Here is a 15,248-nt window from a genome sequence, read left to right as displayed (position 1 = left end):
ACTCAAAGGATAAGTAGTTCCACGAGTGACTGTAGTAGTTGGGATACCCGTAGCGGCATAATTGTTATATGAATTTGAAGTTATATTTCCACAACCAGAAGGGTTGTTCAAGGTGTTAAAAGTGACATTACTTATCTGTGTAAAAAGACAACCGGCTCCAGTATGAACTGGTGGACAATAACAAGGCACACTAGCAGTTGTAAAACTCCAAACAATTGGCGTTCCTGAAGTATCACCACAAGCGGATTTTGGAACAATTTTCCAGTAGTAGGTGGTGCTGGCTAGTAAAGTTCCTGTAGTATAAGTTGTTCCTACTTGATTCACCGTAAATACAGGAACTGGGTTAGTGCCAAAATACACATCGTAACTCGTTGCTCCCGCTGCAGCAGTCCACGAAGTCGTGGTTACAGCACCAGATCCTGCATAGCAAACGCCAGTGGCGGCAGTAGTTGGGTTTGGTATTGTTGCTAATGTAGCAATAGGATTATTTACTGTAACAACTACACTTCCTGAACTAGGACTCCAGCAGGTACCGTTAAAAGATCTAATATAATAGGTTCCAGAGGTGCTAACCACTTGTGCTGTAGCAGCATTGCTTGTAGTAGAGGTTCCTGTTGCCGTAGTTTGCCAATACCACGTTTGTCCAACTGGTGCAGCTCCCGTTTGGGTTATAGTAACACCAGTAGGGTTGCATTGTGGTGAATTGCTTGTTGGATTGGCTGGATTTGCGGGTATAGTACTTACCGTATAGGTACCGCTACTTGTTGCTGTACCGCCACTTGTAGTTACTGCTACTGTTCCTGTCGTGCCAGAACCAACTGTTACCGTTACAGTTGTTGCGGTGTTGCCAGTTATAGTTGCTGCGGTGCCGCCAATAGTTACTGCGGTAGCACTTGATAAATTGGTTCCATTTATAATTAGGGAATCTCCAGTACAGCCATTTGAGGTGGTTAAACTTGTAATGGTGGGTACTAAAGCTGGAGGTGTCCAAGTATACGTTAAACCACCTGTAGGTAATTCGCCAGCACCATTACCAGTATTACAAGTTGCGGCATTAGTGCCGCCAGCAGTTGAAGCTGGCCAATTGTTTGTTGTCGTTCTATTATTAAAATCAGTATTTGCAGCGCCTCTTAAACCGACCTGTACTGCTAAATCAGTAGTATAAGTTGTGGCGCAAGGACCATAAACAACTTGGACGATGTTTGAAGTTTCATATAATTTTATTTGAAAATCAAAATCATTATTTACTTTTGTTCCTCCATCAAATCTTCTGGCATCAATCCACTGGACTGTCAAAACGCGATTGGGTGTTGTGCCTGTTGTTACATGTTGTACTCTCGTTCCATTATGACCTAAATCTCTTGCTAATACACTAATAGCACCTGCATAACCGGCAGTTGATGAAATAGGCAAGTAATTAGTTGTGGCTGGTGCCGTTGCTCCAAAAGTTATAAAACCATTGGTACTAATATTACAACTTGTATAGCCTATACTATTAAAAGTAAATGTAAAGGGAATGGTAATGATAGTAATGTCATCATCCCAATTGTTAGAACTTGCGTTTGTTCCTCCAGTAATAGCGGTATGTGTTCCAGCAGCTTGATTAAAAGTATAACCAGCTACTTGAGCATTAGATACATCAAACATAAAAAGATATACCACCATCAAAATCAATCCTAAGAAAGATGGTTTCGGTTGGTGAAGCGATGGTCGCAAGGTGTTCAAAAAAATATTTTGTAGTTTTAGGGAAATGTACTGTTGTTTCATAATACTAAATATTAAAGGGTACTATAGTTGTAAGTTTCTTCTTTGATAAATAACAAAAAAAGAATTATATTTTTTTTCTAATTGATACGTAGGGTTTTAGCCACGACTAAAACAAACGTATCTACAAATATATAAAATTATCGATTAAACGCAAATTTAATCGTTAAAATCATTAATTTTTTTATGAAGTACTGATTATCAAAGATAAACAAAAAAATTAAACAGTTAGTTTATTAACTTCGAGTTTTAGATCGAATAGACGACTTTTGTCACTTCGAGTGATTTTGGCTCGATACTGTTTAATGAAAAATCAAAAACACGATAGCCAAAATTGTATCGAGAAGCTTTTCAACTAAGCTTCTCGATACAATTTTTAAAGTTGGGAATATGAAATAGCTTCATAATTATAGTACACTTTAAAACCCACTCGAAGTGACGACGAGTGAGTTACTTGGAATTTTTACATTGAATATATTGGCTCTCGTCACTTCGAGTGATTTTGGCTCGATAGTATTGTTTTAAAATTGGAATATATGAATAGCCAAAAATGTATCGAGAAGCGTTTTTTTTAAAACTTCTCGATACAATTTTTAAAGTTGGGAATATGAAATAGCTTGATAATTATAGTACACTTTAAAAACCACTCGAAGTGGCAGCGAGTGAGTTACTTGGCGTTTTTACATTGAATATATTGGCTCTCGTCACTTCGAGTGATTTTGGCTCGATAGTATTGTTTTACAAATAGAATTATGAATAGCCAAAATTGTATCGAGAAGCGTTTTTTTTAAAACTTCTCGATACAATTTTTAAAGTTGGGAATACTAAATTACATCATAATTATAGTACACTTTAAAAACCACTCGAAGGGAGGAATTTTCTTAATTCAAACCATTTTTTAATGTTTACTTTTGCATTAATGGTGATTGTTCCAAATCAAAATATAAAAACATCAAATCCCACTATTTCGTTAGCTATTAAACGAGAAGATTTGCTGCATCCTTTTGTTTCGGGAAACAAATTCAGAAAGTTGAAATACAATATTCTAGAGGCAAAAAAGCAACAACAAATACAATTAATCACTTTTGGAGGTGCCTTTTCCAATCATATCGCGGCAACAGCCTTTGCTTGTCAAGAAGTAGGAATAAAAAGTATAGGGATTATTCGTGGAGAAGAATTGCGCACTAAAATCGATGAAAATCCCACATTGCATTTTGCCCAAAATTGTGGTATGACATTTGAGTTTGTTTCGAGAGAAAGTTATCAAAACAAAAACGCTACAGATTTTATAAAGGAGTTAGAATCGAAATATGGCAAACATTATGTATTGCCTGAAGGTGGCACAAACGCATTGGCAATTCAGGGTTGCGAAGAAATTTTAACAGATTACGATGCTGATTTCGACTACATTTGTTGTGCTATAGGCACTGGTGGTACGATTTCGGGTATTATAAACAGTGCAAAACCGCATCAGAAAATTTTAGGATTTCCAGCGGTAAAAGGAGATTTTTTAACAGAAGAAATTTGTAAATTTGCAAAAACTAAAAATTGGGAGCTCATATCGGAGTATCATTTTGGAGGTTATGGCAAAGTAACACCTGACTTAATACAGTTTATAAATGATTTTTATAAAGAAACAAAAATTCCATTAGATCCAATTTATACGAGTAAGATGGTTTTTGGCGTTTTAGATATGATAGAAAAAAATTATTTTCCAAACGGTTCAAAAATATTAATGATTCATACAGGAGGATTGCAAGGAATTAAAGGAATGAATCAATTGTTAGAAAAGAAAAACAAACAAAAAATTGAAATTAATGTATAAAATAAGTGTGTTTTTTTTGGCATTTTTCATCGTGAGTTGTAGTGCTTCGAAACCAAATAAAAGAGCGTCTAAAAAAACGGTGGTAAAAGAAGTTGTCAAGCCAGTGCAAAAAATAGTTGCTGTCGTATCTACTGAACCGGTCGCAATTGAAATAAAGACTGTAAATGAACAGCCTAAAATTGAAGTGCTTGAAGCTACTCAAAAGATAAGAGTAACTCAGGCTATGGTGTTGGAATATATATTAAATTTTAAGCAAATAGCCCAAGATAATATGACTGCAAAAGGTATCCCCGCTAGTATTACCATTGCACAAGGAATTTTGGAATCTGGTGCAGGAACGGGCGATTTAGCCTTGCAAGCCAACAATCATTTTGGAATCAAGTGTCATAAAGAATGGATGGGTGCTAGCGTGCGTCACGATGATGATGCGCCACAAGAATGTTTTAGAAAATACGACAAGCCAGAGCAATCGTATCTCGATCACTCCGATTTTTTGACAAGTAGACCTTGGTATGCGCCTTTGTTTAAGTTAGAAAAAAATGATTACAAAGGCTGGGCAAAAGGACTTAAAAAAGCAGGTTACGCTACCGATGTAAAATACCCTCAAAAATTAATTGGACTTATTGAGAAATACCAATTGCAACAATACGATGCAGAAGTTCTAGGTATTGAATATGTTGTCGTGCCGAAAATGGAAGTGATAAAAATAGAACCAAATACTACAGAGAATAATTCCGAAAAATATTGGGTAGCTAAAGGCGATACTTTATACTCAATTTCAAAAAAATTCAATATCACAGTTGAGGATTTGAAAAAGAAAAACAACCTTTTAGAAAATACACTTTCCTTAGGACAAAGTTTACACATAAAGTAATCTTGAATGTCTAAAATCTAATATTTTATATGATATACAAAAGAAGTAGCGAACTTTTCGCAGCAGCAGAAAAAGTAATTCCAGGGGGTGTTAATTCGCCAGTAAGAGCATTCAAATCAGTAGGAGGAACGCCTATTTTTGTCAAAAGTGCGAAAGGAGCTTATTTGTATGATGAAGATGGAAATAAATTGATTGATTATATCAATTCTTGGGGACCAATGATCTTAGGTCACGCCTATGAACCTGTTGTAAATGCAGTTATTGAAAAAGCAAAATTAGGAACATCATTTGGAATGCCAACAGAATTGGAAACTCAAATTGCTGAACTTGCCATTTCGATGGTGCCAAATATTGATAAAATTCGTTTTGTGAGTTCAGGTACCGAAGCGTGTATGAGCGCCATTCGATTGGCTCGTGGATTTACCAACAAACATAAAATAATCAAATTCGCAGGTTGTTATCACGGTCATTCGGATTCCTTTTTGATTCAAGCAGGAAGTGGAGCCATTACTTTTGGATCACCAAATAGTCCGGGTGTTACCCCAGGAACAGCTCAAGACACTTTGTTAGCCAATTATAATGATTTGGAAAATGTACAACATGTAATCCAAGCAAATATTGGTGAAATAGCAGCTATAATAATCGAACCCGTTGCAGGTAATATGGGATGTATTCCACCAGCAAAAGGTTTTCTGGAAGGTTTGCGTTCGCTTTGCGATGAAAACAGTATTTTGTTAATTTTTGATGAAGTAATGACAGGGTTTCGATTGGCAAAAGGAGGCGTTCAAGAATTGTATAATGTGAATGCAGATATTGTCTGTTTCGGAAAAGTTATTGGTGGCGGATTGCCTGTTGGAGCCTTTGCAGCCCGTGCCGAAATTATGAATTATCTTGCGCCACTTGGACCTGTGTACCAAGCAGGAACCTTATCAGGTAATCCATTAGCGATGGCAGCGGGATTAGCAATGTTGAAAGCGTTAAATGAAGATAAAGAAATTTTCAATCGATTGAACCAAAAAACAGAATATTTAAAAAAAGGAATGGATAAAGTGCTTAAGGAAAATGCTATTCCATTTACAATAAACCAAGTAGGTTCTATGATTTCTGTTCATTTTGATGCCAATCCAGTAACCGATTTTGCAACAGCTAAAAATGGAGACAACGAAATCTTCAAAAAGTTCTTTCATGGATTAGTGAAGGAAGGTGTTTATATTGCACCTTCTGCATACGAAACTTGGTTTATTACCGATGCTTTGACATACGAAGATTTGGATTTCACAATTCAAGCCGTACATAAAGTGGCAAAGGATTTATAACAAAAAAAGCTTCCGAATGGAAGCTTTTTTTGTAAAATAGGGCGATGCACTATTGAAAAATCAAACGTTGGTACAATCCTTCAACTCCTTCTAATTTTTTAATATCTTCATCAGAGAAAGAAGCTCTTAATTTCATATCAATACTAGTTGATAATTGTTTAATTTCTTCTTCAGAAGTTTCTTTTAGTGTTTTTATATTCTTGTGTTTTTTTAGAAACAATCCGTATAATGCATCATTTGTTGTTGTATTAATATCAATTATTTTAGAAAATTCTATAACATCATTTTTAGCTAGAACTTCAGGATTTTCTTTTTTACTTTCAACTTGTGCATTTGCTGTTGCTGAAAACGCTAAAAGCAAAAGGAATAATGCAAATATTTTTTTCATAATTAATTTAGATTCTAGTTAATAAAAGTTCTCAAAACTAAACATTTTTTTGAAATAACCAAAAGTTATTGCTTCAATTCTACAATTTTGGCATCTCCATCAATCCTAACCGATGTTAATCCGTGTTGAGAAAGATTTTTCATTGCGACATCCCATTTTACTCAAATAAAATATAGTTTCCTTCTTGTAAATCAATCTTATACTTCTCTTTAAATTCTTTTCTTTTGGTAGATTTGCTTGGTTGAATAATTCTGCTTGATTTTGATACACAAATTAATCCAATTAAGAATACTTCATCGGAAAATACTATTCTTTTCGAATAATATTTAAAAGTATTTGCAATTTGGTCATATGCTTTAGTTTTAGTTTTTTTATTTAACAAACTTCCTTTAGCAACTTTAACTTCTATAAAATGAAATTTATTTGAATTAAAAATAACATAATCACATTGACCACCTTTAAAATTATTCATAATACAATCATCATTTTGAATAAAATAAAAATCAGTGCTAATTCTGTTTTCAATATGTAAATGTCTTGGTTGATTAATAGTTACAAAAACTCCTTTTTTCAATTCATTATCTTCAAATACATATGAATGCTTATCAGAAATTTTAGACAGACAAGTTTCAATATGAGGAAAAGCTTCATTAACTAAATTTATCATAAATCTAACAATTTATCAAATTCATTTGAAAAATCATCAGAAATAATATCAATCATATTTTCTTTAATTTGTCCTAGTTTATCATCCATTATTAATCTTGCCTTGCCATTTTTCAATTCATAAGCAATGAAGTTTTTTGGATTTAGCCAAGATTCTTTCTTAATTATTTTATTTACTTCTTTAGGTTTTGTTTGTCCTTTGTCATAAGCTAATAATAAATTATTAATTGATGCTAATATAAAAGGACTGTGCGTTGTTAGAATTAAGTTCTTTCTATCAAACAAACAGTTTTTAACTAAATATTTAATGAGTTCGTGTTGTGCTTTAGGATATAGATTCAATTCTGGTTCTTCAACTACAAAATTGAAATTATATTCATCGTTTAATGATTTTGAATATTCGACTAAAAGTAGAATAGGAATTATTGATTGCAAGCCAGAAGCGGATTCTAATAAATCAACTTTTTCATTTTCATTATGATAAATGTAAGATGTTTTTCCTTCACGTTTGTATTGTAGCTTTTTGTCTATGATACTTAATGGCAATTCTTTAATGGTTTGTAATGCTTTTTCGTAATCTTGACCAGAGTTTAACAAATGCTTTGGAATTTGCACATTATTATTTATTAAACCAAGAGTATTTTCTGCAATTAGATGAAGAAAATTTCTTTCGGTTGGGATATAAATTGAGTCGTATAAAACATAAATTGAAAATTCAGCTAATACTTTATCATAAATATTTAAAAATTCAGTTAAGTTAATTTTTTGTTGCCAATCCAAATCGGATTTTATTTTACTTTTAATTTTGTCCCAAATTTTTTCATCCTTTTGTTTGTATCTTGAAAAGTAAAAATCTCTTTTTACTAATAGGTCAAAATTTAATTTTTGATCTTCAATATCTTTTCCATTATTAAATGATTCAACATATTTTTTTAATATATTTTCTCTATCATTATATTTTAGAGATTTTCTTTCATTTAATTTAAATCTAAAAATTAATCCCAAACTTCCTTGCTCATAACTAATATAGGTTTCGTTATTTAGATAAGAAAAAATATTATACTTTTTTAATTCATCTTCAAAAGTAATTTCATCATCTTTTCTAAAGCTTTCATCCTCAAAAATTGAAAGCAATTTGGCTAAAGTGCTTTTTCCGGATGCTTGTGCGCCAATAAAAGCAACCATTTCTCTAACTTCAATTTCAATATCTTTTAGTGGTCCAAAATTTTTAACAATAAGTTTTGCTCTTTCCATAATCCAAATGTAGGAAATTTAATTTTATAATTTAATTGCGCGTGAGTAGGGATTCGAACCCTAAACTTTGAACTATTCATTATGAAATCATTTGTAATAAAATTGTGCTCACGCAGTCAAAGTTTTAAACACGCCTTTTTTTATTTTTTCCATAAGTATCGAATTATTAAAATAACAGATTATACAATCATATAAAATGCCCAAACTCAATTTTACGTACAAATTATCTTCACAACCAATTGTCAATGTAATTATCAAACTGATTAAATGAATGTTTTTTAATCTTTTATTGCTTCAATTCTACAATTTTACTATCGCTATCCACTCTAACCGAAGTTAGACCGTGTTTTGACAAATCTTTCATAGCAGCGTCCCATTTTTTACCACTTAAATTGGCTAATAATTTCAAAGCTCCAATTTCCATATTCTGATGAGGTTTTAATAATTCAACAATCGCTTTTGCTTCTTCACTAATGGCTATTGGTTTTGCTTCAGGTCGCATTTGCGGAAAAAACAACACTTCTTGAATCGAGGCATTATTAGTCAAAAACATAATCAATCTGTCCATTCCAATTCCCAGCCCAGAAGTTGGTGGCATACCGTATTCCAAAGCACGCAAGAAATCTTCATCAATAAATTGAGTTGCTTCATCATCGCCTTTTTCAGACAATTTAAGTTGCGCTTCAAAACGTTCCCGTTGGTCAATTGGGTCATTCAATTCAGAATATGCATTGGCAATTTCTTTACCACAAACCATCAATTCAAAACGCTCTGTCAATTCTGGATTGTCACGGTGAGACTTGCAAAGTGGTGACATTTCCTTTGGATAATCGGTTATAAAAGTCGGCTGAATAAAACTCCCTTCGCATTTGGCTCCAAAAATTTCATCAATCAATTTTCCTTTGCCCATCGTTTCATTCACATCAATTTTCATTGATTTTGCAGCTTCAAACAATTCGGCTTCGCTTTTTCCAGAAATATCAAAACCAGTAAATTGCTTAATAGCATCAGTCATTGTCACACGAGCATATGGTGCTTTAAAGCTTACCTTATGTTCGCCAAAAGTAGCTTCAGAAGTTCCGTTAACTTGATTGGCACAATATTCCAATAAATTTTCAGTAAATTCCATCATCCAGTTGTAGTCTTTGTAGGCTACATATATTTCCATAGCTGTAAATTCAGGGTTGTGTGTTCTGTCCATTCCCTCATTGCGGAAATTTTTAGAAAATTCATACACACCATCAAAACCACCAACTATTAATCTTTTCAGATACAATTCGTTAGCAATTCGCATATACAACGGAATGTCCAAACTATTATGGTGTGTTATAAATGGTCTTGCAGCTGCACCACCTGGAATCGATTGTAGAATAGGAGTCTCCACTTCCATATAGCCACTTTCGTTAAAAAAAGTTCGCATAGCTGTAAAAAGTTTTGTTCTTTTAACAAAAACTTCCTTCACTTGTGGGTTCACAACCAAATCTACATAGCGCATTCTGTAACGCAACTCCGCATCATTAAAAGCATCGTGAATCGTTCCATCTTCGTCGGTTTTTGGCAATGGTAATGGGCGTAGAGTTTTGCTCAAAAGCGTAAAATTATCTACACGAATACATTGCGCACCTACTTTTGTGGTAAACAATTCGCCTTCTACTCCAATAAAATCCCCTAAATCGGTCAACTTTTTAAAAACCTGATTGTATAACGTTTTGTCTTCTCCAAGACAAATCACATCTCTATTAAAATACATTTGAATTCTTCCATCGCTATCTTGCAATTCAGCAAAAGCAGCTTTTCCTTGATCTCTCACACTCATTAATCTTCCAGCAACAATCACTTTTTTGCCATCTTCAAAACCCTCTTTTATTTTTTTTGAAGTGTGATTCACAGGATATAAATCCGCAGGATACGGGTTGATGCCAAGATTGCGTAAAGCAGTCAGTTTTTCTCTTCTAATAATTTCTTGTTCCGAAAGTTGCATAAAGGTGTTTTTTTAAAGGAGCAAAGATAGCCATTAGTTATAAAGTTTCAAAGTCACAAAGTTTCAAAGTTTTTTTTGGAGCTATTTCCAGCTTTCCACTTCAAACGAAGTTCACTGAACTCCTATGAAAATAAAAGTTAAGTGAAGTAATCTTTTGTGAAACAAAGCTTTTTTTGCAAGGTTTTACAAGAGCTACCTTTGGTCGCTTTGCAAACCCAACAAAAAATAACTTTGTTTCACAAAAGGATTTCCGTTGCAATCTGGGCTATTATCAGCATTGTCTTTAACGGAATGATTTTTTAATAATCAGTTTGTTCAACCCTATCAGGGTTTTGAACTTTTACAGGGTTTGTAGAAGAAAATTTTCACAATCTGGCATTACTTAAAAACTTTGTACCTTTGTCACTTTGCAACTTCATAAAAATGAACAAAACCATTCAACTTCAGGATCTAGGCTACAAAGACTATAAAGAAACTTGGGAATATCAAGAAAAAGTATTTCAAGAAATTCTCGATATCAAAATCAAAAATAGGAGAGAAGAAACCCAATTCGAAACCCCAAACTATTTCCTATTTGTTGAACACCCACATGTATATACTTTAGGAAAAAGTGGAGACTTTTCTAATTTACTTTTGTCCGAAAAACAACTTCAAGAAAAAGGAGCAACTTTCTACAAAATAAATAGAGGAGGAGATATAACCTATCATGGACCAGGTCAAATAGTAGGGTATCCAATACTTGATTTAGAAAATTTTTTCACTGATATACACAAGTATTTACGATTTCTCGAAGAAGCAATAATCTTGACTCTAGCAGAATACAATATAATAGCTACAAGAAGCGAAGGTGAAACAGGAGTTTGGCTGGGAGTAGGAACGCCATTCGCCAGAAAAATTTGCGCTTTGGGTGTTCGAGCCAGTCGTTGGGTAACGATGCACGGATTTGCACTAAACGTTAATGCCGATTTAGGTTATTTTGACAACATCATTCCTTGTGGCATCAAAGGCAAAGCAGTAACATCCCTAAACGTAGAACTCGGTGTCGAAAAAGTAAATGAAGAAGAAGTAAAAGAAAAAATCGTAAAACATTTTTGTAGATTGTTTGATTGTATTTTTGATAAATCTGAAATCAAAAATCGTTAATCAAAAATCTTAAATCATTTTAAAACTCATTCGGTGGTATTTCGTCACACCATATTTCTGTATAGCTTCCCGATGTTCCTTAGTTGGGTAGCCTTTATTTTGTTTCCAGTTGTACATCGGAAATTCTTCGTGAATTGTATCCATATATTCATCACGATACGTCTTTGCTAAAACCGAGGCAGCTGCAATGCTGCTGTATTTAGAATCTCCTTTTATAATACTTGTACTGGGAATAGAACATAAAAGTTCCATTTCGTTATTCGTAAATATTTTTCCAATCGTGTTTTTAAAACTATTTTTAGAAATCAAAGGTCTGTTTCCGTCTACTATTATGTGTATTGGTAAGGGATTTAATTTCAAAATACACTCCTGCATCGCTTTTAACGAAGCATTTAAGATGTTAATTTCATCAATTATATTAGATTCAATGTGTGTAACAGCAAAACTTACTGCAATTTCTTCGATACAAGGTTTTAATTTTTCTCTGGTTTTTTCAGAAAGTAGTTTGGAATCGTTAAGTAATGTCAACTCAAATTCCTTAGGAAGAATGACAGCTGCAGCAGTAACTGGACCTGCAAGACAACCACGTCCCGCTTCGTCAGTACCCGACTCCAAATGATTTGTTAAAAAAAAAGGGCTTAACATTAATTTAATTTTGATAAAAATATAAAAAAACACGCAACCTTTTGCATTATTATTCATCTTATTCACGAGTGTATAACATTCCGATTACATTTCGTGCAAAAACTTTAACTAAAATAAAAAATAATATTCCGTCGTATTATTTGGTTATTTAAGAAATTATTAAGAAGTTTGCGGAATAACTAACTCAAATAAAATTAATATGAGATCAAAGTTCAAATGGATTTTTACGCTATTAGTAGCGTTGACTATGCAGTTTTCTTTCGCTCAGGAGAAAACGATTACAGGTACGGTATCTGATGGATCAGGACCAATACCAGGTGCAAATGTTGTTGTCAAAGGTACACAACGTGGAGTATCAACAGGTTTTGATGGTAAATATTCTATCAAAGCAAAAGAAGGTGAAGTTTTAGTGTTTTCATTTATGGGAATGAGAGATGCTTCTGCAACAATTGGAGCTTCTAGTGTCGTGAATGCAAAATTGAAAGATGATGCAGAGCAATTAGTAGATGTAGTTGTAACGGCTTTCGGTATTAAAAAGAAAGACAAAGCGGTTTCTTCAGCTACGCAACAAATTAAGGGTAGTGCTTTGACTGAAGCTAGAGAATCTAACTTGGTTAATGCATTGTCTGGTAAAATTGCGGGTGTTCAAGTTACTAGTAGTTCAGGTGGTGTTGGTGCTTCTTCAAGAATTGTTTTGAGAGGAAATTCATCAATAACAGGAAATAATGAAGCGTTATTTGTTGTTGATGGTATACCTTTTGATAATTCAAGTGCAACTTCTGGTAAAATAGGGATAGCTGGTGCTAATACTGCTGGTTCTGGAGGTGGAGTAGATACTCCTAACGGTATTGCTAGTATTAATCCAGATGATATTGAGTCAATTACGGTTTTAAAAGGACCTACTGCGGCAGCATTGTATGGTATTCGTGCTGCGCAAGGGGTAATTTTGATTACAACTAAAAAAGGGAAATCAGGAGAGGCTTTAGGGGTTTCAATAAATTCTAATATTACTTTTGCTAATCCTTTGATTACTCCAGATTTTCAAAATTCGTATGGACAAAGTGGACGTCCAAGTGATAATTTTTTCCAATTTACAGATGGTTCTGCCGGTACGACTCCTGATGGTACTGACGAAAGTTGGGGTTTGCCACTTGACGTGGGATATTCATTTGTTCAATGGGATTCTTTTAAAGTAGGTGGTGCTCCGTTGCCTTGGATATCTCATCCAGACAATGTTAGAGATTTTTATGATACTGGTATTTCAATTAGTAATACTGTTGCGCTTAGTGGTGGTTCAGAAAAAGCGGATTTTAGATTTTCTTTTGGTAACACTGATGAGAAAGGTATTGTTCCGTTCACAGATTTCAAAAAATTTAATGTATCTGCAAATGGTAATTTAAAATTAGGAAATTCCGTAACAGGTGGTGTTGCTGTTAATTATTTTAAGGATGCGAGTGGTAATTTACCGGTTGGAGGTTATACAGGAGAAAATCCCGTACAACAAACTATTTTTTCTGCAAGAAACATTGATTTTCAAGCCTTGAAAGATTGGAGAAATTTACCTATAATCACAACGGGTGCTGGAGGAGGATCTCCTTTAAACTGGAACACGCAATACCAAAACAATCCATATTGGGTTTTAGAAAATAATACGACTACATATGCAAGAGATCGTGTTGTTGGTAAATTTAATTTGGGTTACAAGATAACGCCATCTTTAACGTTAACAGGTAATGTTGCAATGGATAGTCATAGTACGTTGTTGGAAGCGAGACAAGCTTTTGGTTCTGCTAATAATAAGTTTGCAGCTGGAACAGCTCCAAATGGTTCTTTTGAGACTACTGCGTCTAGATACAATGAAACGAATGCCGATTTCTTGGTTAATTACAATACTAAATTAACGGAGGATATTGGATTCTCAATCAATGGTGGTGGAAATGCAATGAAAAGAGTATCAACTTACACTTATGGTAGAGCTGATGCTTTGGAGGTTCCTGGATTGTATAATTTATCAAACTTGAAATCGGGGAGTACCCTTAGAGCCTCTAATAGATACGTTGAATCTAGAATTAATAGTTTGTATGGATTTGGTCAATTTTCATATAAAACTTATTTTTATCTTGATTTTACTGGAAGAAATGATTGGGCTTCAGTATTGCCGTCTAACAATAATTCATTCTTTTATCCTTCTTTAACAGGGTCTTTAGTTATTTCTGATATCTTAAATACAAAAACCATAGGTATTGATTTAATCAAACTAAGAGGTGGTTGGTCTAAAGTAGGTAGTACGGGTGCGTTGAATCCATATAATTTGAATGATACTTTTCTTTTGACTCCAGGAGCTTATGGTAATTTAGGCTCTGTTCCAGGGACCGAATTTAGTAATAAGTTAAAACCTGAAACGACTATAGGAGTAGAGTATGGATTAGATCTTAATGCTTTTGCAAATAGATTTCGTTTAGGATTTACTTATTATGATCAAAAAAGTACTGACTTGCTTTTGCCAGTTGGTGTAGCTGATAGTTCAGGATTTACACAATCTTGGCAAAATATTGGTGAAATGCAAAACAAGGGATTTGATGTTGCTATTGGGGGTACACTACTTAAATCTGAAAATTTTAGTTTTGATGTGGATTTAAACTTTGCTAAAAATGATAATAAAGTAGTTTCTATTGGCGATTTACCTACATTAATTTTAGGTGGTCAATGGGGTGTTACTTTAGAAGCTATAGCTGGAGAATCATATGGTTCAATTGTTGGTAACGATTATCAAAGAGATCCTGCTGGAAATGTGGTGCATGAAAATGGATTACCAGTTTTGAATACTAAAAAGAGTATTTTAGGAAATATAACTCCGGATTGGACGGGTGGTGCGAACTTTGCAGTAAAATATAAAAACATTGATTTTACTGCTCTAGTTGATGCTAAAGTAGGAGGTGATGTACATTCGGTTACACATGCATTTGGAAGATATGCTGGTGTGCTTGAAGAAACGTTAATTGGTCGTGAAGGAGGTCTTATTGGTCAAGGTGTTATGTCTGATGGTGCTGGAGGTTTTGTTCCTAATAATGTTGTGGTTTCAGCTAAAGATTATAACTACACTGCTTATAGTGCTTCTTCTGCTAGTGCTGGTTCTGTTTTTGATGCTACGTATGTAAAGTTACGTCAAATGACAATTGGATACTCATTGCCGAAAAAATTCTTAAAAAATACTTCAATAGATGGTTTAAAATTATCTATAGTAGCAAGAAATTTGGCAATGTTATATAGAAAGGCACCCCATATTGATCCAGAGTCTGCATTTAGTTCTGCTAACGGAGAACAAGGTCAAGAGTTTGGTCAAATTCCAACCACTAGAACCATTGGTTTCAATGTTAATGTTAAATTTTAAT

The 15,248-nt window shown here is 33.8% G+C and carries 11 protein-coding genes; 5 read left to right on the top strand and 6 right to left on the bottom strand.

Features of this window, described 5'->3' with window-relative positions:
* Positions 1-1,767 (bottom strand): IPT/TIG domain-containing protein (locus RMO70_RS08060; RefSeq protein WP_310555913.1); only part of this gene is annotated, 1,767 nt, incomplete at its 3' end.
* Between the two features lie 898 nt (positions 1,768-2,665).
* On the opposite strand from RMO70_RS08060, the gene RMO70_RS08055 reads away from it, so the two are divergent.
* From RMO70_RS08055 to hemL, 3 genes are read left to right on the top strand one after another with little or no spacing between them, the layout of a single operon-like run.
* Positions 2,666-3,589 (top strand): 1-aminocyclopropane-1-carboxylate deaminase/D-cysteine desulfhydrase, encoded by a 924-nt coding sequence (locus RMO70_RS08055; RefSeq protein ID WP_409025076.1) that lies wholly within the window; start codon positions 2,666-2,668, stop codon positions 3,587-3,589.
* A complete protein-coding gene (locus RMO70_RS08050) occupies positions 3,582-4,463 on the top strand; it encodes a glucosaminidase domain-containing protein (protein WP_310555912.1) in 882 nt (293 codons plus the stop codon). The genes RMO70_RS08055 and RMO70_RS08050 overlap by 8 nt, the downstream gene beginning before the upstream one ends.
* A 29-nt stretch (positions 4,464-4,492) precedes the next feature.
* Positions 4,493-5,779 (top strand): glutamate-1-semialdehyde 2,1-aminomutase, encoded by a 1,287-nt coding sequence (gene hemL / locus RMO70_RS08045; RefSeq protein ID WP_310555911.1) that lies wholly within the window; start codon positions 4,493-4,495, stop codon positions 5,777-5,779.
* 49 nt (positions 5,780-5,828) lie between these two features.
* Here the strand turns inward: hemL and RMO70_RS08040 are convergent, their stop codons facing one another.
* The 4 genes from RMO70_RS08040 to lysS all read right to left on the bottom strand — a co-directional run bounded on the left by RMO70_RS08040 (position 5,829) and on the right by lysS (position 10,068).
* Positions 5,829-6,167, bottom strand: a complete 339-nt coding sequence (locus RMO70_RS08040) for a hypothetical protein (RefSeq protein ID WP_310555910.1) — start codon at positions 6,165-6,167, stop codon at positions 5,829-5,831.
* 157 nt (positions 6,168-6,324) lie between these two features.
* Entirely contained in the window at positions 6,325-6,834 is a 510-nt protein-coding gene (locus RMO70_RS08035) for a hypothetical protein (protein WP_310555909.1), read from the bottom strand.
* Positions 6,831-8,087 (bottom strand): AAA family ATPase, encoded by a 1,257-nt coding sequence (locus RMO70_RS08030; protein WP_310555908.1) that lies wholly within the window; start codon positions 8,085-8,087, stop codon positions 6,831-6,833. Before RMO70_RS08030 ends, RMO70_RS08035 begins: the two co-directional genes overlap by 4 nt.
* A 286-nt stretch (positions 8,088-8,373) precedes the next feature.
* A complete protein-coding gene (lysS, locus tag RMO70_RS08025) occupies positions 8,374-10,068 on the bottom strand; it encodes a lysine--tRNA ligase (protein ID WP_310555907.1) in 1,695 nt (564 codons plus the stop codon).
* Between the two features lie 423 nt (positions 10,069-10,491).
* Between lysS and lipB the strand changes: the two genes are divergently transcribed.
* Positions 10,492-11,211, top strand: coding sequence for a lipoyl(octanoyl) transferase LipB (lipB, locus tag RMO70_RS08020; protein WP_310555906.1), 720 nt, complete (start codon positions 10,492-10,494; stop codon positions 11,209-11,211).
* Between the two features lie 9 nt (positions 11,212-11,220).
* Here the strand turns inward: lipB and RMO70_RS08015 are convergent, their stop codons facing one another.
* The gene (locus RMO70_RS08015) at positions 11,221-11,856 is read right to left on the bottom strand and encodes a ribonuclease HII (RefSeq protein WP_310555905.1); all 636 of its coding nucleotides are present in this window, start codon (positions 11,854-11,856) and stop codon (positions 11,221-11,223) included.
* Between the two features lie 199 nt (positions 11,857-12,055).
* On the opposite strand from RMO70_RS08015, the gene RMO70_RS08010 reads away from it, so the two are divergent.
* Positions 12,056-15,247 carry a SusC/RagA family TonB-linked outer membrane protein gene (locus RMO70_RS08010; RefSeq protein ID WP_310555904.1) on the top strand — a complete coding sequence of 1,064 codons (3,192 nt, stop codon included), beginning with the start codon at positions 12,056-12,058 and terminating at the stop codon, positions 15,245-15,247.
* Position 15,248: the final 1 nt, after the last annotated feature.

This window comes from Flavobacterium sp., assembly GCF_031422135.1.
Lineage (GTDB): Bacteria > Bacteroidota > Bacteroidia > Flavobacteriales > Flavobacteriaceae > Flavobacterium.
The sequence above is the reverse complement of the archived record's forward strand: the minus strand, read 5'-3'. Positions and strand labels throughout refer to the sequence as shown.